At 52.2% G+C, this 22,557-nt stretch carries 14 protein-coding genes, 1 pseudogene and 2 riboswitches; of the genes and pseudogenes, 3 read left to right on the plus strand and 12 right to left on the minus strand.

The features are described 5' to 3' along the window. Positions 1–29: 29 nt before the first annotated feature. The gene (locus SYN_RS01075) at positions 30–1,697 is read right to left on the minus strand and encodes a sigma-54 interaction domain-containing protein (RefSeq protein ID WP_011416133.1); all 1,668 of its coding nucleotides are present in this window, start codon (positions 1,695–1,697) and stop codon (positions 30–32) included. A gap of 298 nt (positions 1,698–1,995) precedes the next feature. On the opposite strand from SYN_RS01075, the gene SYN_RS01080 reads away from it, so the two are divergent. Further along, positions 1,996–3,150 carry a cyclohexane-1-carbonyl-CoA dehydrogenase gene (locus SYN_RS01080; RefSeq protein ID WP_011416134.1) on the plus strand — a complete coding sequence of 385 codons (1,155 nt, stop codon included), beginning with the start codon at positions 1,996–1,998 and terminating at the stop codon, positions 3,148–3,150. Next, entirely contained in the window at positions 3,083–4,327 is a 1,245-nt protein-coding gene (locus SYN_RS01085; protein ID WP_011416135.1) for a cyclohex-1-ene-1-carbonyl-CoA dehydrogenase, read from the plus strand. Before SYN_RS01080 ends, SYN_RS01085 begins: the two co-directional genes overlap by 68 nt. Positions 4,328–4,609: 282 nt before the next feature. Here SYN_RS01085 and SYN_RS01090 read toward each other — a convergent pair whose 3' ends face one another. The 11 genes and pseudogenes from SYN_RS01090 to SYN_RS01150 all read right to left on the minus strand — a co-directional run bounded on the left by SYN_RS01090 (position 4,610) and on the right by SYN_RS01150 (position 20,772). After that, positions 4,610–5,260, minus strand: coding sequence for a response regulator transcription factor (locus SYN_RS01090; protein ID WP_011416136.1), 651 nt, complete (start codon positions 5,258–5,260; stop codon positions 4,610–4,612). Positions 5,261–5,326: 66 nt separating this feature from the next. Continuing rightward, positions 5,327–6,889 (minus strand): PAS domain-containing sensor histidine kinase, encoded by a 1,563-nt coding sequence (locus tag SYN_RS14910; RefSeq protein ID WP_049749863.1) that lies wholly within the window; start codon positions 6,887–6,889, stop codon positions 5,327–5,329. 19 nt (positions 6,890–6,908) lie between these two features. Then, positions 6,909–10,109, minus strand: a complete 3,201-nt coding sequence (gene carB / locus SYN_RS01105; protein WP_011416137.1) for a carbamoyl-phosphate synthase large subunit — start codon at positions 10,107–10,109, stop codon at positions 6,909–6,911. 144 nt (positions 10,110–10,253) lie between these two features. Beyond that, a complete protein-coding gene (locus SYN_RS01110) occupies positions 10,254–11,507 on the minus strand; it encodes a dicarboxylate/amino acid:cation symporter (protein WP_011416138.1) in 1,254 nt (417 codons plus the stop codon). Between the two features lie 182 nt (positions 11,508–11,689). Next, positions 11,690–12,454, minus strand: a complete 765-nt coding sequence (locus tag SYN_RS14915; protein WP_237671325.1) for an energy transducer TonB — start codon at positions 12,452–12,454, stop codon at positions 11,690–11,692. A gap of 110 nt (positions 12,455–12,564) precedes the next feature. Then, a complete protein-coding gene (locus SYN_RS01120) occupies positions 12,565–13,506 on the minus strand; it encodes an ABC transporter substrate-binding protein (RefSeq protein WP_011416140.1) in 942 nt (313 codons plus the stop codon). 106 nt (positions 13,507–13,612) lie between these two features. Next, on the minus strand, positions 13,613–15,610 hold the full coding sequence (locus SYN_RS01125; RefSeq protein WP_011416141.1) for a TonB-dependent receptor: 1,998 nt from the start codon (positions 15,608–15,610) through the stop codon (positions 13,613–13,615). Positions 15,611–15,823: 213 nt separating this feature from the next. Continuing rightward, positions 15,824–15,993: riboswitch (cobalamin riboswitch) on the minus strand. 324 nt (positions 15,994–16,317) lie between these two features. Continuing rightward, positions 16,318–16,767, minus strand: a pseudogene (locus SYN_RS16965) (ABC transporter ATP-binding protein); the annotation flags it as partial. Further along, complete coding sequence (locus SYN_RS01135) at positions 16,755–17,795, minus strand: FecCD family ABC transporter permease (RefSeq protein ID WP_041585229.1); 1,041 nt, start codon at positions 17,793–17,795, stop codon at positions 16,755–16,757. The pseudogene SYN_RS16965 and the gene SYN_RS01135, both read right to left, overlap by 13 nt. Before the next feature lie 192 nt (positions 17,796–17,987). Then, positions 17,988–18,231: riboswitch (cobalamin riboswitch) on the minus strand. Between the two features lie 42 nt (positions 18,232–18,273). Next, the gene (locus tag SYN_RS14920) at positions 18,274–20,256 is read right to left on the minus strand and encodes an HD domain-containing phosphohydrolase (protein WP_011416144.1); all 1,983 of its coding nucleotides are present in this window, start codon (positions 20,254–20,256) and stop codon (positions 18,274–18,276) included. Positions 20,257–20,472: 216 nt separating this feature from the next. After that, positions 20,473–20,772, minus strand: a complete 300-nt coding sequence (locus SYN_RS01150) for a PG0541 family transporter-associated protein (RefSeq protein WP_041584576.1) — start codon at positions 20,770–20,772, stop codon at positions 20,473–20,475. 306 nt (positions 20,773–21,078) lie between these two features. Between SYN_RS01150 and SYN_RS14925 the strand changes: the two genes are divergently transcribed. Beyond that, positions 21,079–22,152 carry a PAS domain S-box protein gene (locus SYN_RS14925; protein ID WP_011416147.1) on the plus strand — a complete coding sequence of 358 codons (1,074 nt, stop codon included), beginning with the start codon at positions 21,079–21,081 and terminating at the stop codon, positions 22,150–22,152. The last annotated feature ends 405 nt before the right edge of the window (positions 22,153–22,557 follow it).

Here is a 22,557-nt window from a genome sequence, read left to right on the forward strand (position 1 = left end):
GAAGAGTAATCTGCCTTTCCGGCAATTCATCACGGGATATGGCCGGATAAGGTGCCGTCGACACCCAGCCGGTTCATCTTTTTGTAAAGAGCGGTGCGGTGAATTCCGAGCATGCGGGCGGCGAGCGCGCGATTACCGTTCGATGTCTGCAGAGCGGTTTCGATAGCGTTACGTTCGGCGCGGGCCAGCTGTTCTTCAAGGGTTCCGGACATCGTTACTTTCCGTTCTTTATGGAATGCCTGCGGCAGATTATGGAGTTCGACGGTCATGCCCTGGAATTTCCAGGCCATCTGACGGATCAGGCTACGTAATTCACGAACGTTTCCAGGCCACTCATAAGACATCAATACTTTAATCGCTTCCTCGGAGAATTTGGGCATGGCCAGCCCCTCCTGCTGGCATGCTTTTGTGAGGAAGTGCTCTGCCAAGAGCGGGATATCATCCAGACGCTGCCTCAAGGGCGGGATTTCGATGGGAAATTCGTTGATGCGGTAAAAGAGATCGCTGCGGAATTTGCCGGAATTGGCCAGTGCGGTAAGATCACGATTTGTGGCAACCACCAGACGGAAGTCCACGGCAATCGGCGCCGTCCCGCCCAGTCGGTCGATCTTGCGCTCTTCAAGGACGCGGAGCAGCTTGGCCTGACTGTCTATGGGCAACTCTCCGATTTCATCCAGAAAGAGTGTTCCGTCGCATGCCAGTTCGAACTTTCCGGGTTTTCCTTTTTTGCTTGCGCCGCTGAAAGCCCCTTCCTCGTAACCGAACAATTCCGATTCGATCAGTGTATGGGGAATCGCGCCGCAATTGATGGCCACGAATGGTCCTTTTCGTCGATGTGAGGCTTCATGGAGGGCCTGGGCAAATAACTCCTTGCCGGTTCCGCTTTCGCCCAGGATCAGGACGGTTGCCGAAGAAGCCGCAATCCGGCGGGCCTGCTCGATAATGCGCTGCATGTCCGGATTCTGGGTGAGTATGTTTTCGAACGAAAACCGATGTCTGCGCATTTCATCCAGCAGGGTTTCGTAGCGCTCGACTTTCCGTTCCATGGCCCGCACTCGATCTGCCAGCTTTTCCAATTGCTCCGGACTCTGGAAAAGGATTCTCCCAAAAGCTCCGATCACCCTGTTGTCTTTCCTGACAGGCAGGTTGATCGTTATTTTAGTTTCTCCATGCAGATCAACGACGGCTCTTTCACCGACGCCGGTTCGCGCCACTTTGGTCAGATGAGTTCCCGGTGCAAGCTGGGAAAGCGAAAGGCCCATCCCGCCACCGGATTCGAGGCCGAACCATTTTTCGTTTGCCGGACTGAACATCGTGACCTTTCCCTTTGTGTCAATAACCGAAAGCCCCTCATAGGGGTTATCCAGGACCATCCTCACCATTTCCTCGTTGATGGAATTGTTTCCATAAGGCCCCAGGATCTTGTCCGCCACCCGGATTCGCCGGAATATGACCACTTCCGTTTTCTGTTGACCCTCGGCCTGCACAAACCAGTCCTCATCCCAGAAGGTCCACTGTCCTGGTCCCAGGCTGCGAAGCTTTTCCGGTAGCAAAACTCCTTTTTTGATATTCGGATGAGTTTCTTCGAAAAAATCAGCGTTCAATGTGATGATGTGGCCGGTTTTGTCTAAGAAAACAACACCGCACCGACAATAGGCAGCTTTGCGGAGTGCGGATGCCTGGGTAATTGTATTCATTTGGAAACATGTCTCCTTAGGGGTACATCCTTATTTAATCATGCTTTTAAACAGACTTGTATTCAATGGTCTACACTATAGGAAAAGTAGCACATCTCTTTCGTTTTGTATAGATTTTAAAAAATCACATATATATCAAATGATTACATTCGCAATGGTTTTTTTCTCGAAGAAACTGGCACAAAGCATGTAAAGATAAAAAACAAAAGGAATTTTAGTAGGAATATCGGGTGGTTTGTTGGTAATTCATGGATCAATGTAAAACACAAAAGAATTTATATTAGGAGGGAGATAAACAATGTACATCAACACGGAGACTGAAGATCTGAAAACCGCGATCGATGCGATACGCAAGGCAGTAAAGGATCGTATTGCTCCCCTGGCCGCAGAGGTCGATGACTCGGGTGTTATCAAACCGGAAATATATGATCTTTTATGGGATCTGGGGCTCATGACCGTGACCTATCCACCGGAATACGGCGGATCGGAAACTAATCCCGGGACACTTTTGTGCATAGGGTGTGAAGAGATAGCGAAAGCCTGCGCTTCAACGGCCCTGCTGCTGATCATTCAGGCCGTGGGAAGTTTTCCCCTCATGCATGGCGGCAGAAAGGAACTTCTTGATCGCATCGCGCCGAGGATCGTGAACAATCGTGAACTGGCCGGGTATCTGGTATCGGAACCCGGAGCCGGATCAGATGTGAAGGCGATTCGGACCAAGGCGGTCAAAGACGGCAACGACTGGGTTATCAACGGGACCAAGTGCTGGGCCACAAATGGGCCGATTGCTTCTTTCTATTCCTGCCTGTGCCGGACCAAGGATGATAAGGGAGTTCAGGGTTATTCCTTCTTCCTGGTGGAACGAAACACCCCCGGACTGTCGGTTGGAAAAATCGAGCACAAAATGGGGATGAGGGGTTCCCAAACCTCCGAAGTGATACTTGAAGATGTGCGCGTGCCCGCGGAAAACCTGCTGGGTGAGTTGAACAACGGCTTCAAGCTCGCCATGAAGGATTTCGACATGTCCCGTCCGGCTATCGCGGCGCAGGCCCTGGGAATTTCCGAGGGTGCTTTCGCGCAGATGGAGACCTATTCGAGGGAACGGTATACCTTTGGCAAGCCTCTGTGCGAGCACGGGATGATCACTCAGATTATCGCCGACAGCGCGGCTCTGATCGAGGCGGGAAGGGGTCTTATCTATCAGGCGGCGGATCTGTATGACAAGGGGAAGAAAAATACCAAATTGGCCTCCATGGCCAAGTTCTTCATGGGCGATGCCGCCGTGAAAATCACCACCGATGCGATTCAGGTCTTTGGCGGATATGGCTACACGCATGATTATCCGGTGGAGCGCATGTTCCGGGATGCGAAACTGACCCAGATCTTTGAAGGGGCCAATCAAATTCAACGCATTGTCGTTGCAAGGGAGATCCGTGATGAGCAATCAAAGTAATGATACCACAATCACTCAAAGGAGAGATACAATGAACGAACTTACCGAAGAGCAAAAACTTTTAATGGAAATGGTGCGCAATCTGGCGGTTAGGGAAATTGCGCCGAGGGCCATAGAAATAGATGAGAATCATTCTTTTCCGGTGCATGCCCGGGACCTCTTCGCGGATCTGGGGCTTCTGAGCCCGCTGGTGCCTGTCGAATACGGCGGAACAGGAATGGATATTACGACTTTTGCGATGGTCCTTGAGGAAATCGGCAAGGTTTGCGCTTCCACCGCCCTGATGCTGCTCGCTCAGGCTGACGGCATGCTGTCCATCATCCTGGACGGCAGCCCGGCCCTCAAGGAGAAGTATCTGCCCCGGTTTGGCGAAAAATCCACGCTGATGACCGCCTTTGCCGCCACAGAACCGGGAGCCGGTTCGGATTTGCTGGCCATGAAAACCCGTGCAGTCAAGAAGGGCGACAAGTACGTGATCAACGGACAGAAATGTTTTATCACCAATGGTTCTGTGGCTGACATCCTCACGGTGTGGGCTTATACGGATCCGTCAAAAGGCGCGAAAGGCATGAGCACCTTTGTGGTGGAAAGAGGCACTCCCGGTTTGATTTACGGCCACAATGAAAAAAAGATGGGGATGCGTGGATGCCCCAACTCCGAACTCTTCTTCGAGGACCTGGAAGTTCCTGCGGAAAACCTGGTCGGTGAAGAAGGCAAAGGATTCGCCTATCTCATGGGTGCGCTTTCCATTAACCGTGTTTTCTGTGCATCCCAGGCTGTGGGCATTGCTCAGGGAGCTCTGGAAAGGGCCATGCAGCACACCCGCGAGCGTGAACAGTTCGGCAAGCCCATCGCCCATCTGACTCCGATCCAGTTCATGATCGCCGATATGGCGACTGAAGTCGAAGCCGCGCGCCTCCTGGTCCGGAAGGCGACAACACTGCTCGATGCAAAAGACAAACGAGGACCACTGATCGGTGGAATGGCCAAGACATTTGCCAGCGATACGGCGATGAAGGTGACGACCGACGCGGTTCAGGTTATGGGCGGGTCGGGTTATATGCAGGAATACCAGGTGGAGCGAATGATGCGCGAGGCCAAGTTGACCCAGATTTACACGGGAACCAACCAGATCACCCGAATGGTCACCGGCCGCAGCCTGTTGTTTCCGTCGTAACTGAAGTCAATGTCAATGATTCAAGTAAACAGGACCTGCCGGTAACGGCAGGTCTGGATTTACCGCATCGGCCCCGCGCAAGTCAGGGCAATCGGTTCCGACCGGCCGCCCGTCCGACTAACCACCCCAGGTCGCAGTCCAAGCGGGGGCGATGCGGTATCCGGCAACCTGATGTGCCGCTATCCCAGCTGGATTTCTCGGTATTAATCCTTCCCTCAGAAGCAAAATCTCAAAATCTTCTTATTCTGCTGTATATCGAACACAGGAGCTTACCGACATTCCCTAAGGTGTGTTCTGCACCCACTGGATGGCGTATTTAAGAAGTTCCGTGCCGTCACTCAGCTTCAGCTTTTCCTTTATGTGTGCCCGGTAGGATTCGATGGTTTTGATGCTGAGATGAAGCTTCTCCGCGATCTGACTGGTTTTGTAGCCCTGACCGATCATCCGGAAAACCGTCAGTTCCCGGTTGCTCAAAAGACCGATGGGGGAGCTTACAGCCTTGTCATCGCTGGAGACCAGCTTTTCCAGCATACAGGTGGCGATTTTATCGCTGACAAAGATTTCCCTGGCCAGAACCCGGCGGATGGCTACCAGGATCTTATCCAGGGCCTCCTGCTTCATGATATATCCCCTGGCCCCCGCTCGGAGCGCACGCTCGGCAAAGAGCGATTCGTCATGCATAGAGACCACGAGCGACGGGAGATCCCGGTTATTCAGCTTGACCATTTTGATCAATTCAATGCCGTCAATTCCAGGCAGAGAAATATCGACGATCAGCATGTCGGGCTTGTGTGAGTCGATCATTTCCAGGGCCCGCTGGGCCGTGTCGGCTTCAGCAACGACCGTCAGATCCGGCTCCTGATTAATGAGCATGGATAGTCCCTTACGGAGGATGGGATGGTCATCGACTATCATCACTCTTTTTTTCGTCATCTCTGCCCCCTTCTCCTGTGGAAAAAAACTATAGGCCCGTCTGTCCGTATTTGAAAAAAACCGTGATCAGGCGTCGTTCCGATTCTGAAAGGAACAGGATACAAGCGTTCCTCCCGTTTCGTCTTTCGTGATGTTCAGGGTCGCTCCGATCATCGAGGCGCGGTACTGCATGATATGCAAACCCATGCCTCTTCCCTGAGTGACGGCGTTGCTGATACCGCAGCCGTTGTCCTGAACTGTAAGAATCACGACATCCTCCCGCTGGCGGAGCGCAATTGCCACACTGTCTGCTTTTCCATGTTTGATGGCGTTGTTCAAAGCCTCCTGCACGATTCGATATATGTGCGTGGCTACCGCCTGATCACTGATCAGGATCGGGTCCGCATAAGAGAAAGTACAGGAAATTCCGAAAAGTTTTTCCATGTTGGCCGCCAATGAAGAAAGGGCCATCATGAGTCCGTCTGCTTCCAGGCGGACGGGATTCAGGCCGCGGGCAAATTCTCTCGTCATCGTGATGGCCTGGTCGATCAGCTCCACAATTTCAGATACATCGGCAGGTTCCAGTGGCTGGTGCCCGGCGATTTTTCTCTCGAGGACCTTGCCCATGAAGCCGATGCCGGCCAGATGCTGACACAGACTGTCATGCAGATCCCTGCCGATTCGCCTCTGCTCCCTTCCACTGATTTCCAGGATCTCCCTTTCCTGGCGCTTCCTCCAGGTGATATCCCGGACAATCGCGAGAACGTTGTTGTGGGAATAGGGAACCATGCGGATTTCAAGATCCTTTCTTCCCTCGCGAAAGGGAATGTTCTGTTCAAAGATCTGCACACCCCCTGTTTCCAGGGTATACCGCACATTGGCCATAATCTGATCGATCATTCGACGTGACAGAACCTTATGCAGTTCCACGATGTCGTAAAGGTTTCGGCCAAGAAGCCGCGGGGGGATAAATCGGGATATATCGAACTGACCTTCGTGAAAGCCGATCAGTTCACCCTTTTCGTTGACCTGAAACATCAAATCCGGGATGGCGTCAAGAAGCGCTCTGTTTTTGGATTCACTTTCCTGAAGGGCTTCCTCGGCCCGCTTCCGGACGACAATCTCTCCGATTCGTTCCGCGATGACCTTGATCAGACTTCGCTCTTCCTTCAGAAACGGACCTTCATCCCTCTGAGGTTTTTCCGCACTGTAGAAAACGTCAAGAAAACCGGCCTTCTTGCCATGAAGAACGATCCGCTGCGACTGCCTCCATATCGTCTCCGTGAAAGAAGCGCTTTTGAATTCCATATTGCCCAGCACGATCCGGCTGCAGGCAATCTCCGGATACTGCCAGGCCATGGGAATAACATCCACGGTCTGCTGCAGAACTTCTTCAAGTGTCAGACCCTGTTTTTCCACAATGCTGGAAATCTTATAAAGGCAGTTCAGTTCCTTGACGCGTTCCTTGAGCTGGTCGGTCAGCTCTACAAGAATCTTCTGAGAATTTTTGAGCTTCTGTTCGGATTCCTTGAACCGCGCAATCTTCTGTTCGGCCTTCTTTAAGGCGGCGTAAAGACGGGGCGCTGAACCGCTGTCGGATTCTTCGAGGGGCTCGTCCTGTTTTTTCCTTTCTTCTCTTTCTTTGTCCATCAGTAAGAATGTCCAAAGGTCACTTGATGTCTCTGTGGTAGCTCTGCAGAGACTTCGCCCGCCCATGACCCTGACGGAACGCGGCGATTCCCTTGACTGCCGCGTCTGCCGCCGCGATGGTCGTGATATAGGGCACCCTGAATTTGATCGCCGACTTGCGGATGTAGGAATCGTCGTAAGCGCTGGTTCTGCCGCTCGGCGAGTTGATGATAAGCTGAATCTCCCCGTTTTTGATGCTGTCGACGATATTGGGACGTCCCTCATGCATCTTCAGGATCATCTGGGCGTCGATGCCGTGGTCCGCAAGATACCGCTGGGTGCCCCGGGTGGCCATGATCCGGAAACCCAGATCCTGAAACTTCTTGGCCGCGCTGAGAATTCCGCCCTTGTCCTTCTGTTCCACCGTGATCAGGACTGTTCCCTCGGCGGGCAGAACCTGTTGGGCCGCTTCCTCCGCCTTGTAAAAGGCGAGACCGAAGGAGTTGGCCAGACCGAGGACTTCTCCGGTAGAGCGCATCTCCGGACCCAGTACCGGGTCGACTTCCTGGAACATATTGAAGGGGAATACCGCTTCCTTGACGCCGAAGTGGGGGATCGCGCGTGTGGAAAGATTGAGCTCCGAGAGTTTCTTCCCCAGCATGACCTGGGTGGCAATCCGGGCCATGGAGATGTTGCAGATCTTGGAAACCAGAGGTACGGTCCGCGAGGCCCTGGGATTGGCTTCCAGGATGTAAACCACATCGTCGGCGATGGCGTACTGGATGTTCATCAGGCCCACCACTCCGAACTCGATGGCGATGGTCCTGGTATACTCGTTGATCGTTTCGAGATGCCTGGGAGCGATACTGATCGGTGGAATGACGCAGGCGGAGTCGCCGGAATGGATGCCCGCCAGTTCGATATGCTCCATGACGGCCGGGACGAAGGCGTCGGTCCCGTCGGATATGGCGTCGGCCTCCGCCTCGATGGCGTTTTCCAGAAATTTGTCGATAAGAATGGGCCGTTCCGGGGTGACCCCGACCGCGGCAGCCACGTAGCGTTTCAGCATCTCCTCATCATGAACGACTTCCATGCCCCTTCCTCCCAGAACATAGGAAGGACGAACCATAAGAGGGTAACCGATCCGTTTGGCGACATCCAGGGCTTCCTGCAGATTGATGGCCATTCCAGATTCCGGCATGGGGATTCCCAATTTGCGCATCATCTTGCGGAAGCGGTCCCGGTCCTCGGCCAGATCGATGGTTTCCGGAGAAGTCCCGATGATCCGGACCCCCGCTTTTTCCAGTTCGCCGGCGATATTCAGAGGCGTCTGACCTCCGAACTGGGCGATCACGCCTTCGGGTTTTTCCTTTTCATAGATGCTCAGGACGTCCTCCACGGTCAGCGGTTCGAAATAGAGTTTGTTGGAGGTGTCGTAATCCGTAGAAACCGTTTCGGGATTGCAGTTGACCATGATGGACTCATAGCCTTCATCCCGAATGGCAAAGGCCGCGTGAACGCAGCAGTAATCGAATTCGATGCCCTGGCCGATCCGGTTGGGTCCGCCGCCCAGAACCATGATCTTTTTCCGGTCACTGACTGTCACCTTGTCGGGGGCGTTGTATGTGGAGTAATAGTAGGCTGCGTTTTCCACTCCGCTGACGGGTACCGGCTCCCAGGCTTCGATTACGCCCAGGGCGGTTCGCTGCTTCCGGATATCTGCTTCCGGGACGCCGAGGATCTGGGCGAGATAGCGGTCGGCAAAACCGTCTTTCTTTGCCTTCACAAGTAGTTCATCAGGCAGAGCTTTCCCCCTGAAGGAAAGAATTTTTTCTTCGAGATCAACCAGTTCCTTCATCTGTTCGAGAAACCAGCTTTTGATGTGAGTTTTCTTGTGAAGCAGATCGAGGTCGGCGCCCTTGCGGATCGCTTCGTACATGAGGAACTGCCGTTCACTGGAAGGTTCCGATAGACGCTCCAGCAGGTCATCGAGACTTCTGCTGTTGAAGTCCTTCACGAATCCAAGACCGTAGCGCCCCTTTTCCAGTGAGCGGATCGCTTTCTGGAAGGCCTCCTTGTAGTTCTTGCCGATGCTCATCACTTCACCCACGGCCCGCATCTGCGTGCCGAGCTTGTCCTGCGCGCCGGGGAACTTTTCGAAATCCCACCGGGCGAACTTGATGACAACATAGTCTCCCCAGGGGGTGTACTTGTCCAGGGTTCCTTCCCGCCAGTAAGGAATCTCGTCAAGGGTCAGCCCACCCGCGAGCATGGAAGAGACCAGGGCAATGGGGAAACCCGTGGCCTTCGAGGCGAGGGCGGAGGACCGGGAGGTGCGGGGATTGATCTCGATGATGACAACCCGCCCTGTTTCCGGATTGTGGGCAAACTGAATATTGGTCCCGCCGATGACCTGAATGGCCTCGACAATGGCGTAGGAATATTTCTGTAAACGCTCCTGCAATTCCGGGGAGATGGTCAGCATGGGCGCAGTGCAGTAGGAATCTCCGGTATGGACGCCCATGGCATCGACATTTTCGATGAAGCAGACAGTGATCATCTGGTTTTTTTCGTCGCGGACCACTTCCAGTTCCAACTCCTCCCAGCCGAGGACGGATTCTTCAATCAGGATCTGTCCGACGCGGCTTGCCGAAATCCCGCGACTGGCAACAGCCCGGAGTTCCTCCAGATTATAAACCAGACCGCCGCCCGTGCCACCCATGGTATAGGCCGGGCGAACAACCACCGGGTAGCCGAGTTTTGAGGCGATTTTCTCCGCTTCCTCCACGGTATAGGCAGGTTCGCTTTTCGGCATGTCGATTCCCAGGCGTGTCATGGTTTCCTTGAAAGCGATCCGATCCTCGCCGCGCTCTATGGCGTCTACCTGCACCCCGATAACCTTTACCCCGTATTTTTCCAGGATGCCCAGTTTCGCCAGCTCCGCCGTCAGGTTCAAGCCTGTCTGTCCTCCCAGATTGGGGAGGATGGCGTCGGGTTTTTCGTTTTCAATGATTTCAATCATGGACTGGACATTCAGTGGCTCGATGTAAGTGACATCAGCCGTTCCGGGATCCGTCATGATGGTCGCCGGATTAGAGTTGACCAGGATAATTTCGTAACCAAGCTTCCGCAGGGCCTTGCAGGCCTGGGTGCCGGAATAATCAAATTCACAGGCCTGGCCGATGACAATGGGCCCGGAACCAATGATCATGATTTTTTTGATATCGTTGCGTTTCGGCATAAGGGAGCATCCTCCTGAAAAGAGTTCATGGGACTGTTAAAAAAACCGATTTACATTCAAACCGGGCTTAATCATTATGATAATGTGTCAGGCACGGGCGGACTATAGGTAAGTCAATCTTCATTGTCAAGAGATATAAAAGACTTAAATATCAATGCCTTTCATCCAGTTTTTCCCGCCCAGAATCCGGGCTGCGATCATGCTGCACACATTGTCGCCGGTGGCGTTGACCATGGTTGCCGGTGGATCGACCAGGACGCCGATCATGGAGATAATAGGAAAGGCCTCCAGGGGAAAGCCGTAGAGAGAGATAATCAGCAGTTCACCGATGAAGCCGCCGCCGGGGATTCCACTCATCACGGTCCCGCTCAGCAGGGCAATGCCGACTGCGGTCAGAAGCGTTCCCGGCCCGGAAAAATCCATTTGAAAGATGCCGAAGAGAAAGGCGATCTTCAGGACCGCGGCCAGACAGGAGCCATCCATGTGGATAGTCGCGCCGATGGGAATGATCAGTTCGCTGATGTCTTTCGGGACGCCGCTTCTGTTGGCCGCTTCCAGATTGGAGGGGATGGTGGCGACGCTGCTCCCTGTGGCAAGAGCGGTCAGGGCAGGTGGGATGATGTTTTTCCAGAAAGTCCGCACCCCCCGTCCTTTTCCGGCGAGATAGGCGTAAATCGTGAATCCGGTGAAAAAGTAGAAAATCGTCAGGGGGTAATAAAGGCTCATGGCCCGGAAATAGGATCCCAGGAGATCCGGTCCGAAAACGCCCGTAAGATAAGCGAAGTAGGCGCATAATCCGACAGGCGCGTAATACATGATAAAAGAAATCACTTTCATCATCACGTCGCTTGCCGAGGTCAGAAAATCGGCAAATGCCCGTCCTCTTTCCTTCAAGCTGGAGGTGGCCAGCCCGACCAGAATGGAGAAAAGAATGAGGGCCAGCATGTTCTTTTTTGACAGGATCTCATTAAAATCATTCGCGGTAAATGCTTTGACAATCTGCTCCGACGTTTTCAGTTGTTGAATGTCTCCGGCCGATTGCAACTCGATATGAACTCCCGTTGCCGGCGGATAAATTGAAACCCCGATAACCATAAGCACCGAGGCTGCTGTCCCGGTCAGGATAAAGACTGCCAGCATGGCGGACAGAATTTTACCCAGCCGCCGCCCGTTGGACATTCCCGCCACAGCTGAGGCAATGGAGAAAAATACGAGGGGAACAAGGGCTGTGAAGAGAAGATTGAGGAAGATATCACCCAGGGGTTTGAGAAGGGCGGCATCCTTTTTAAGCAGGATGCCCAGTCCGGAGCCGACCAGGATGGAAAGGATCAGAAGCAGGGTGAATCCGTAGGATTTGAAAAAGGTTGAAGTCTTTTTTCCCTTGAGTCGTCCGTCCATGATTGCCTTTATGTTTCAGCGTGCCCGTCTGGAACAGGAGGAGTTTTGGAATCCAGGCATTTGGACTGCCTGTCTGCGGGTGCCCCTTATAGCCGTATCCGGTCTGAGAGTCAAGGGAAATACCGGATTACCCGAAGTCGATGTGCTCCTCTTCCTTGAATTGCTTGCCGGGGGCACAAACTTTACTTTGAGCCCTGAAGGACAAACCGGATCGGGACATCACCCCAGGTGCGGATGCGAACATTGTTTTTGATCGCCGGGTAAAATTTCCATTTTTTGACTGCGTTGAGTGCCGCCTGATCGAGGATGGCATATCCCGAGGATTTTTTTACCAGAAGTTGACCTGGCGATCCATTTTCCAGAATTTCCACGGATATTAGAACCACTCCTTCATAGCCCTTTTGCCTTGCGATGTGCGGATAAACGGGGAGAGGGGCGTGGCCGTAGCGGGAAGCGGCTGAGCGAAGAGTTCCTCTTGATTCTTCCCGTTTGTCATCGTTTTCACCGGCTGATCCGGGGGACATGGAGCCGCCTTCCTGAAATTTTGCAGCCGTTCCTGCGGCGGTTGCCGGCGTGGTGGCCTGCAGGGCAACGACACTTCCATCGGATTGAGGATTCGATCCGGCGGGGGCGATGACCTTCGCATCCCTGATGATGTTCGTTTTGTTCCTGACCGCCTCCGTGTCAAGTAAAGAAGGGGCATCCGGCGGCTTTCCCAGGAATTTACTTTTCGATTTTTGTATTTTTTTCACCTCTGATGCGCTGGAGTCCAGACCCTGGATGCGGTTTCCTGGTTGTTGAACCGGTTTCCCGGAAACAGGAGAGGAGAGATTGACGAGGGATACGGAAAATCCCGGCGCTTTTTTCGCCTTTCCCGACACTGAATGCATCGCGACCGCCGTGATGACAAGCAGGATTGCCAGGGCATGCAGGACGAGAGACGCCATTCCCGCCAAGAAAATCTCTTTTCGGGGAATGGGTGATCTTTCATGTTCCATAAGGTGCGGTGAACTGCTGATCATTGGATCCTGTCCATTATCGATACCGTCGCATCGCTTTAACGGGACTTCCCTCTGCCGGTCTTTTCCAGACGCACGCATTCCGGATGCAGGATTTCAGCGATTTTTTCCAGTCCATGGACAATTCGGGGAGAGAAGCGATCCGTCAGATCGGAGTCGATGAAGTAAATCCGCCGATTCCGAACGGCAGGGATATCCTGCCATCGGCTCCAGGAATCCAGAGCCGCTTTCCGGGACGCCTTTCCGATCATGGAGGAAATCAGGATAACGTCCGGTCGTTCCTTGATGACCGACTCCATGCTGTACCGGGGATATTTGCCTTGTGCGCGCCCCGCGATATTAATCCCCCCGGCCATGCCGATCAGTTCATGGTAAATGGTGTTTCTGCCGATGGAGATGAGGGGATTCGAATCGATCTGAACAAAAACTTTCGGCTTCCGGCAATCGACGGTTCGTGAGACGATCCTGTCCGCCTTTCTTTTCATTTCACCGGCCAGTTTCCGGGCGGCTGCATCCCGCCCTGTGATTCTGCCGATGTTGACGATGGTTTCCGCAATGTTAGAAAACCTTTGCGGATTTGTTACATAAACCGGGATTCCGGCCATCGCCAGTTTGTCGACGGCTTCCTTCCGGTTTCCATTGGTTGTCCCGATCACCAGATCCGGATGCAATCCGAGGATTCTCTCCAGGGAGAGATTGATGTAACTGCCCACCTTCGGTCTGGTCCGGGCTGCTTCCGGGTAATCGCTGAACCGGGTGACGCCGACAATTTCTTTTTCCAGCCCAAGGGCAAAAAGGATCTCTGTGATATCCGGCGCCAGGGAAACGATTCTCCGGGGATGGGCGGGCACATTGACACGTCGGCCTGTTTCATCCGTCAGAACGCCTGCATGAGCGGAAGAGAAGAACGCCGGGCTCATCAGGATGAAGAGAAGAAAGAGCGCTCCTTTAACTTTAATTATGGGATGTCGGGTCATCATGAGGTTTTACATTCCGGCAGCAGGGTTCAGGGGGGGTGGTTTCCTTCCGGAAGGATGAAACCGCCCCCCCCCCCCCCTGAACCCTCGCATGGCAGTTCAATAAAATTTAAAACTTCAGGGATATTCCACCCTTCACGGTTATGCCTGGCAGCGGATAATAACCGCCCCAGTAGATGAGCGCGTGTTTCTCGTCGGTAAGATTCTCCACACCGGCGAAGGCGGACAGCTTCAAGTTTTTGATGGTCGGTCTGTAATAAAGGAAGAGATTATAAACGGTGTAGTCGTCAACCTTTTCCAGTACATTGCTGTCGTCCCCACCCTGATAATTTTTGCCGATGTATTTCACCTCCGGATTCAGCTCCAGACCGTAAGGCAGATACAGAATGACACCGGCGCTGCCCAAAATTTCAGGCACCAGAGGGACATCCTTCCCGAAATTCGGTCCGCTGCGGAATTCGGAATTGCGGTACGACAACTGGCCATACACTTTGGCCACCTTCTCCCACAGGTACGATGCGCCCAATTCAATCCCTTCACGTCTGGTTTTATCGAGATTGATTTGATTCCCGGAGGCATTCGTAGCGATTTCGTTTTCCATATCGATCCGGTACAGAGTCAGATCAAGGGACAGATTCCGCAGAAGGAAGAAATTCGCGCCCACTTCGTAAGTCTTTCCTGTTTCCATTTCAAGATCCGTCAGAAAGGCATCTGAACCGTAGCCGTAATAAGATGCTTGTTCATCTAGAAAGGGATAGCGGAACACCGTTGCATATTTCACAAACACTTTCGATTTTTCCCCGATCAGCCAGGTCAGAGCCGATTCGAAGGCTTCACCCTCATGTGTTTTCTCTTCGTCAAAAACGAGCGTACCGTTCGTCCTGATTTCTTTTCCCTGAATTTTGGCCCTTTCCGTTCGATAACCCAGGGTAAAAATCAGATCCTCCTGCACATGCAGTTCGTTTCGGACGTAGAAACCGAGAGTTTTTCGCGACAAGTCGGCAGTGCTCTGTCTGGACGTCTGTTCCCGATCACTGAACCCTTCTTTATCCAGTTTTTCGTCATAATGATCCAAGCCGAAGGTCAGTGTATTCTTGTGATTGAAAATATTTCTGTCCAAGACATATCGTGGGGTAATTCCGTAGGAGTCTAGGTTAACCAGAGAGTAGGACGACCAAGATTTCATGTTATATTCAGTTTCTTTGGACCCGTACAGCAATTGGATATGTAGGCTTCCCGCGTCGCCGAAGTGTGATTCCAAGGCGAGATTGGCATGGAAGTCGGTGTTTTCCCTGTCATCATCGGGATTGCCGATCTGTCTGCGGTCCTGTTCATATTGGAGCTTGGTCAGGGAACCCGGCAGATCGAAGTCAGATCGGTTATAGGATAAGGCCAAAGAAGCATTCCATGTCTCATTGCCTTCGTAACCCAGATTGAGACCGGCTCCCCGTGACGAATACTTCGAACGGGCGCGGTAACCCTGAATTTCCTGATTTTCTCCGTTCAGGGAATAGGAAATTTTTCCTTCCGATCCGCGAACTCCCGCCTGTTCATCATGGAGACCGTAACTTCCCGCGATAAACGAGGCGGAGAATTCGGGCTTTCCTTCTCCTTTTTTCGTGATAATGTTGATCACCCCGGCAACGGCGGAGTCCCCGTACAGCACGCTTCCAGCACCCCGGACAACTTCGATCCTCTCGATGTTGCTCAGGGATGTCTGAAGCCAGTTGATCGATTTCATATCCGGATTGTTCAGTCGTTTGCCGTCCAGCAGAACAAGGGTTTTGCCGTGAGGATTGTCGCCGCCGAAACCCCGGAGATCGATAAGAGCCTCAGAAGGGTTACCCGAGTATGTTCGGACCTGAATGTTTTCAAGCCTGTCCAGAACTTCAGCGATGCTGGTCGCTCCGGATTCCTCAATATCCTTCGCTGTAATGATACTGACATTCGCCGGCACCTGGCGGATCTCTTCCTTATTTCTTGTTGCCGTAACCACGATTTCTTCCATCGGCACGGCGTCGGGTTCGCTCTGGCCGTAAACTTGCGGGCAGAAAAACAGGCATCCACTCAACATCCATAAAACAACAGTTAAAGTATGACGATTCATTTCCTTTCAACTCCTTTTGAATTTCAATGCAGGTTTAATAGATTTCCAGGAATATTCACACCAAATTTTATCAAAGCCTGATTGATTCCCTTGTTGAGAATGCAGGTTTAATAGATTTCCAGGAATATTCACACAGCTGAAAGGGCTTTACTCAGGGTGGGATATTACTTTCCGTGCAGTTCATGGCATCCTCCTTTCCCCCTCGGTCAGGTTTGATTAGATTCTCCGTCAGATAAGTCTCCTGGCTTGCGGCTTAACCTACTTTCCACGCCTTCCCGGTTTCCGGAGAAACCAGTGGCATCCTGTGGATTTCGTACCGCTTACAGTTGCGGGGCAGCGCCGGCTTTTACCGGCTTCCTTGAATCTGACAGACTTTCAGGCAGCAAAGAGATTCTCGGCAATCCGCTGATCGGATTGCGCTCGATTGTTACCCGGGTTTCATAAACCTCCCGGATGTTGGATTCAGTGACTACGTCTTCCGGACGCCCCGCCGCGAAAATGTTGCCCCGGCTTAAAAGCAGGAGCCGGTCGCAGTAGAGGGAAGCCGTATTGATGTCGTGGGTCACGACGACAACGGTCAAATGATTGGTTTTGTTCATGATTTTCAGCAGATCGAAAATCGCCTTCGAGTGTTTCATATCCAGATAAGCTGTGGATTCGTCAAGAAAAAGGATCTGAGGTTCCTGAGCCAGCGCCCTGGCGATCACCACCCGTTTTTTTTCCCCGCCGCTCAGGTCGGTCATGTGCCGGCCGGCCAGAGGAAGCGTGCCTGTTGCCTCCATGGCCTGCCGGGCAATGGCAAAATCTTTTTCCCCTTCGAATTGCAGTTTTCCCAGGTGAGGCGCCCTGCCCATGAGGACGGTTTCCTCTACAGTGAAAGGGAACAGGTCGGGCGAATCCTGGGGCACAAAGGCAATGGTCCGGGCCAGGACGTTTCGCCGGATCTGCCGGATATCCGTTCCCTTGACGGCAACCGTTCCCTGTTGAGGAGAAAGAATCCCGTTGCAGATCCGCAGAAGTGTCGTTTTCCCCGATCCGTTGGGTCCTATCACCCCCAGAAATTCTCCCCGCGGCACAGTGCAGGAGATGTTCCGAAGCACGCACTCGGCTTCCTGGCCATAACGGAAACTGACGTTTTCAAGATTCAGAACGACCATGGCCGAAACCGTCCCTTGCGCAGCAGATATAGAAAATAAGGAGAACCGCAGAGGGCGGTCACCACGCCCACGGGCAGCTCCATATCGGGTATTGCGGTCCTGGCGAGGGTATCCGCCACGATCAGAAAGGATGCGCCGAACAGAAGAGATGCGGGAAGCAGCAGCCGGTGATCGGCGCCCAGAAGCATCCTCATCATATGAGGGATGATCAGCCCCACAAAGCCGACCGTGCCGCTGAACGACACGGCCACCGCCGTCAGTAGCGATCCGGAAAGGAGAAGGATCATCCGGGTCCGTTCCACGGCGACTCCCAGATGAATGGCAGTTTCCTCACCCAGCGATATCAGATTGATCGAGCGGGCGTGCAGCCAGGCGATGGAAAACCCGGCAAGGAGAACCAGACCGGTCAGCAGGATCTCTCCTGGCTCGGCCAGGCTGAGATTTCCCATGAGCCAGAAGATGACTTTCTGGAGATCGGCATGGCTGCTCAGGGACAGGACAAGCATGATGAGGGCGGAAAAAAAGGCGTTCACGATCACGCCGGCCAGCAGCATCGTCCCGGAAGAAAATCCTTTAACGGACCCCCCCGCCGCTAGAACAAGGATCACCGTCACGGCGGCCCCCAGAAAAGCCGGCAGGGGAACGCCCAGGGGAAGAACGGCCATTCCTGCCGAGATGCCGATAATGGCGCCCAGGGCTGATCCTCCCGATATTCCCAGAATATAGGGGTCGGCCAGCGGATTTCGGAGCAGGGCCTGGAAGATCACTCCCGCCGTGGACAGCGATGCCCCCACCAGTCCGGCAAAGAGAATTCGGGGGAGGCGCAGGGAAAACAGGATGGTCACATCCTCCGGCTTCAATGCGAAAGCGGCCTCGGGACGCTCTCCCAAAATCTCCCGAAATCCCTGGAGCAAGCCGGTATCCGCCGGACCGCAGAACAGGGAAGCCGCAGCTGTGGCCAGAAGAACAAGAAACAGCAGCAGGCTGACTTTGATCACTTTTGCCAGGGTAACGGCCGATTCGACCATAAAAACATCCAACAGAGTCCACCCCCTGCATTTTTGTCCGAGGATTTCTGCTTTCCGCGGACAAACGAGGGTGAAGCGCCGATTAAAAGAGTTAATTCAGGAGAAGACGAGTTTACCTTCTGACAAAACGGCGGGTGAAAGACAGTGAAGTGTCTGCATGGTTCAACTCCCTCGCGTTTCGCTGATGGAGCGGTATTCCGGCTTCGGGCGACCTACTGACCAGCCTTCCCATCGCACTTTGACAGTGGCTCATACCAGATTGCCTTTCTTCGGTGACTCCGCTGGCTTCGTCGGGGGCTCCTTGACGTATGATCTATATACGCCTGAGTCGCCTCCTCTTTGCCGCCTTGTTATCCCTTTGAATGCAACCCGGTATTCGTTTGGCGTTCGTTCCCTTCACGGCTGCGGGGCAGCGGGGGATTTTCACCCCTCTTCCTCAATATCCACCAGGGTTTATATTTTCTCTGCTTCTCTTTTGTTACAATCTCAGGAGCTGTCCAAGACAGTCCACAATCCGGGGATCATATGCCCCCAGTTCCGTCATTTTTCGCACTTCCGAATACGCGGCCTGATAGTTCCAACTGCTGCGATACGGCCGCCAGGAGGTAAGGGCGTCGTAACTGTCTGCAACGGCAACAATCCGGGCCCCCAGAGGAATATTCTCTCCGGAAAGTCCGGAAGGATAGCCGGAGCCGTTGTACCGTTCATGATGGGCCGCAACGATATCAAAAAGCGCTTCATTATCATAGCCGATTTTTTTCAGAATCCGGGCACTTTCTCTGCTGTGCTTGGTCATTTCTTCGAATTCTTTTTCCGACAGGCTCTCTCTGCGGTTCAAAATGTGCTGGGGTACGATCGTTTTCCCGACATCGCAGAAATACCCGCCCAGGAGAATATCCTTCTTCTCCTTGTCAGGAAGGTCCAGCATATCGGCCAGGGCATAGGACAAAAGCCCCACGACCCGGGCATGACCGACACTGCCGTCGATGGCCTCGACGGAGTCAATGGCATAACTTGGGAACTCAACCAGGCTGTCGACAATCCTGCGGTATGTCTCCGGGATATGCGGCGGCAGGGTTTCCAGATCCTCCAGGGGATCCAGCATGCCTGTCACTTCGTAAAGGCGGATCAATCGCCGCTTCCCCTTTATCTTAAGAGCTTGTGACTTTTCCATTTTCATCGAGCTTTCCGCGAAGGCGATTTTTATCCGTTTGTTGTCCGGTGCGATGTGAAGGGCGCGGCTGATGTAGGCATGAGCGTCTTCAATATGATCGCATGCCATCAGGAGCAATCCCATCTCCGTCAGCAGTTCCGGATCGTTTTCGTTGGTATTCAGCCGGATGGCGCATTCTTCGATTTGCTTGCTCAATCCGGGGTCGGATGTATCGGCCTGCTGGGCAATCAACGGTTTGGCGGCCACATAGCGATTGACCGCTTCATAGGTGGTCTCATCGATGGTGACCAGCCCTTCCGTGCATCGCTGTTCGATCCGGCTGGCCAGGTTCACGACGTCGCCCAGGGCGGTATAAGACTGCCGCTTTTGTCCGATCAGTCCGACAATGGCCTCGCCCGTGGCGATTCCGATCCGCATTTTTAATGGGAAATCGCTGCTCCGGACCCAATTCTGCATTTTCATGGCGGCCATGACAGCCATCAGAGCATGCCGGTCGTAATGTGTGGGAGCGCCAAACTCGGCCATGATGCCGTCCCCCATGTATTTGTCGATATGCGCTTTGTATTCGAGCAGGATGGTTTCCATCTCTGCAAATAACCGGTTGAGCTGCGTGACGACGATTTCCGGCTGGCTTGCTTCAGAAAAGGTCGTGAAAGATTTGAGATCGGAAAACAGGACGGAAATGTTTCGCTTTTCCGTACGAAGGCGTTTTTCTATCAGAAGCTTGACAACCGCGGGATCCATGGTGGAGTAAAGAGCGTCTTCAACCCGCTCCTTCATTTCTTCCACGGCTTCTTTGGATTTTTCCAGGTGATGGGTGCGCTCTTTGATTTTGTCTTCCATATGCTCCGTATGTTCCTGAAGATCACGGCTGACCTTTTCCAGGTTTTTCTTGCTGACCTTCAGTTCGGTTTTCAATGTGACGCCCTGAGAGATTTCATTCAGCAGATTCTGTCGCAGAGTGCCTACGATCACGCCGGTGAGGATGAGGAAGCCGCCCCAGATGACGATATGAAGTCCCAGGTTCATCGGAGTCTGTTCAACAAAAAAATTGCTGGGATAGAGCCAGGCAAAGAGGATAACGGTAAAAACACAGAAGATGGAGCCCAGCATGGCGCCCCGATGATTGATATAGTAGGCTGCTCCGAGAATGGGGATGTAGAAGAAGTTGAGCATGGCCAGCTTGTTGGGGAGAAAATAAAAAATAAGAACAATGCTGATCAGGACAAGAAGGACAAAGCTTTGTTCAAAATACGTCATGAAATAGTTCTTGAGACGGTCCATCATGATGAGGCCTCCAGCACCCTAAAAAAATATTCCAGTCCGTATCAGAAAATGCCGGCTGGAAAAAGAAAAAATCCCTCTATCGGTAAGGAAAGATGAAACCGGATAAGCAGGGAATGTCATAAAAGTGATGTGGATGTGCGTTAAAACAAAAAGATTGATAGTCCTGACATCAAAATCCCCCCGTTCGACTTCCGAAGGGGGGATCATATTTCAGCATTAAAGCAGTTGTTCCATGGGAAGCATGAACACGTGATAGCCTCCTTTTACGGGATGCTCTTTTTTCAACTGACGGAACATGTCTGTAATTTTTGCAACTTCCTCGTCCTGAGCGGCGATCATCAACAAGATGTATCTTTCCGGCCAGTAAAGGGTCCCGAGTTTAGCCTGTTCATCCGTTTCCGGACTTCTTCCGATGACTCTTTCCATCTTGGTATATTTTCTGATATCCGCTACCGTTAAGGCTGACATAACATCATCGTCCACTATCTCCGAATAGACAGCTAACATCATCTTCATCGTCGTCACCTCTTTAGATTTTTTTGTATTTTACCACAATATAGGGCAGTTTTTAAGCGACTTTAATAACAAACATCATTCTTTGGGGAAATAACTCCCGATAAATTCCTTGCTTGAACGGTTTTCGCAGAAATGGAGCCGATATGACCGTCACTTTTTTTTATGACAGGGTATATTTCAAATTTCAATATTTAATCATTTGATATATAAAAACCTGCTGGTTACCAGTTGTTTAAATTTCTTTTCGTTAAAAAAATCAAAAACGAAATGAAAGGTTTGATGTTATCGTAAGGCGGAGTTGAAACCATGAACAGGGATGAAAGAATACAGCAGGAAAAAATAACGGAATATGATGTGCTGTATCAGCAGTTCTTTGACAAGGAGAGTCCTTTTCCCGTTGATCAGGATTCTGCGGATATCTTGAAGAAACAGGCCGACGCTCTGCGGGAACAGGCGGAATTGCTTGATCTGGCCGAGGATCTCATCATGGTTCTTGATATGGAGCATCGCATTCTGTTCTGGAATCGGGGGGCCGAGAAGAAATACGGCTGGAGTCGAGGCGATGTCCGGGGTGAGAATGTACACTACCTGCTCAATACTCGTTTTCCGCAGTGCCTCAAGGAAATTGAAAAAACCCTGATCGCATGCGGCCGCTGGGAAGGCGAACTCATCCAGGCTCGGCGGGACGGCTGCCCGATCCTGGTGGAAAGCCGGTGGACACTGAGGTGCAATGAGCGGGGTAAACCTCTGGCTATTCTGGAAATCAACAATGATATCAGTCAGCGCAAGCATGCGGAGGCCATGCTGAAGAAGACACTGGAAGAGCTGGAAGGCCGCATTCAGGAACGAACAGCGGACCTGCAAAAAGTCAACGCGGAATTACATGAAGAAATCGTTGAGAGGAAGCGGATGGAGGAGGTTCTGAAAAAGCAACAGATGGAACTGAAGATCAAAACAAAGAACCTTGAGGAATTGAACGCAGCACTTAAAGTCCTTCTTAAAAAACGTGAGGAAGATAAAAACGAGCTGGAAGAAAATGTGCTTTCCAATGTAAAAAACATGGTTCTTCCCTATGTGAAAAAGATTAGAATGACGGCTCTTGACGCCACTCAATTGAATTATATTAATATTCTGGAAACGAATTTGAATGAAATCACTTCATCGTTTCACCACAAATTGACATCCCGGTCACTGAACCTGACCCCGCGGGAGGTTCAGGTGGCTGCGTTAATCAAAGATGGGAGAACAACCAAGGAAATTGCCGAATTGATGAACGTCTGTCCCGGGGCGGTGGCTCTCCACAGGAATCATATCCGGAAAAAACTCGGGCTGAATAAAAAAAAGGTCAATCTGGCATCGCACCTTTCTTCCCTGCCCTGAAACTCCACCAATACATGTCACTCGTCTCTTCGCGCTGCATAAGTCAGAGAGAACAGGCCGAAAATGATAACATTGTAGCCGATGAATGCAATTGCGATTCGAGTGATGCCGAGCGGGTATTGAGGGGCAAGCATCCTTACTATCGCTACTCCCGATAAAGCGATGCACGTCCCGATGATCCACCACCAATGACGTTTTATCTTGAACATGATTTCAATGATGTAATAAAAATATCTCGAGAATCACGGATCTGTCCATGCCGCCGATCCTGTTCGTCGAGAAGGACAACAAGAAAGAGCGTGCGGAAAAACGGGGGAGGACATGAAAGTCTCTCCCCCGCTGATTTTCTGCTCCTTTTTATTGAGAAACAATTCTTGATACCGCTTCAGCCATGTAACGTGAGCC

It is taken from the genome of Syntrophus aciditrophicus SB, assembly GCF_000013405.1.
GTDB classification, from domain to species: Bacteria; Desulfobacterota; Syntrophia; order Syntrophales; family Syntrophaceae; genus Syntrophus; species Syntrophus aciditrophicus.

Excerpts from the sequence above, each read along its gene's own strand:
- SYN_RS01075 (WP_011416133.1), bottom strand. The coding sequence starts at position 1,697 with ATGAATACAATTACCCAGGCATCCGCACTCCGCAAAGCTGCCTATTGT.
- SYN_RS14925 (WP_011416147.1), top strand. The coding sequence starts at position 21,079 with ATGAACAGGGATGAAAGAATACAGCAGGAAAAAATAACGGAATATGAT.
- SYN_RS01135 (WP_041585229.1), bottom strand. The coding sequence starts at position 17,795 with ATGGTCGAATCGGCCGTTACCCTGGCAAAAGTGATCAAAGTCAGCCTG.
- SYN_RS01090 (WP_011416136.1), bottom strand. The coding sequence starts at position 5,260 with ATGACGAAAAAAAGAGTGATGATAGTCGATGACCATCCCATCCTCCGT.
- SYN_RS14920 (WP_011416144.1), bottom strand. The coding sequence starts at position 20,256 with ATGATGGACCGTCTCAAGAACTATTTCATGACGTATTTTGAACAAAGC.
- SYN_RS14915 (WP_237671325.1), bottom strand. The coding sequence starts at position 12,454 with ATGGCGTCTCTCGTCCTGCATGCCCTGGCAATCCTGCTTGTCATCACG.
- SYN_RS01120 (WP_011416140.1), bottom strand. The coding sequence starts at position 13,506 with ATGATGACCCGACATCCCATAATTAAAGTTAAAGGAGCGCTCTTTCTT.
- SYN_RS01125 (WP_011416141.1), bottom strand. The coding sequence starts at position 15,610 with ATGAATCGTCATACTTTAACTGTTGTTTTATGGATGTTGAGTGGATGC.
- SYN_RS14910 (WP_049749863.1), bottom strand. The coding sequence starts at position 6,889 with ATGGACAAAGAAAGAGAAGAAAGGAAAAAACAGGACGAGCCCCTCGAA.
- SYN_RS01080 (WP_011416134.1), top strand. The coding sequence starts at position 1,996 with ATGTACATCAACACGGAGACTGAAGATCTGAAAACCGCGATCGATGCG.
- SYN_RS01150 (WP_041584576.1), bottom strand. The coding sequence starts at position 20,772 with ATGAAGATGATGTTAGCTGTCTATTCGGAGATAGTGGACGATGATGTT.
- carB (WP_011416137.1), bottom strand. The coding sequence starts at position 10,109 with ATGCCGAAACGCAACGATATCAAAAAAATCATGATCATTGGTTCCGGG.
- SYN_RS01110 (WP_011416138.1), bottom strand. The coding sequence starts at position 11,507 with ATGGACGGACGACTCAAGGGAAAAAAGACTTCAACCTTTTTCAAATCC.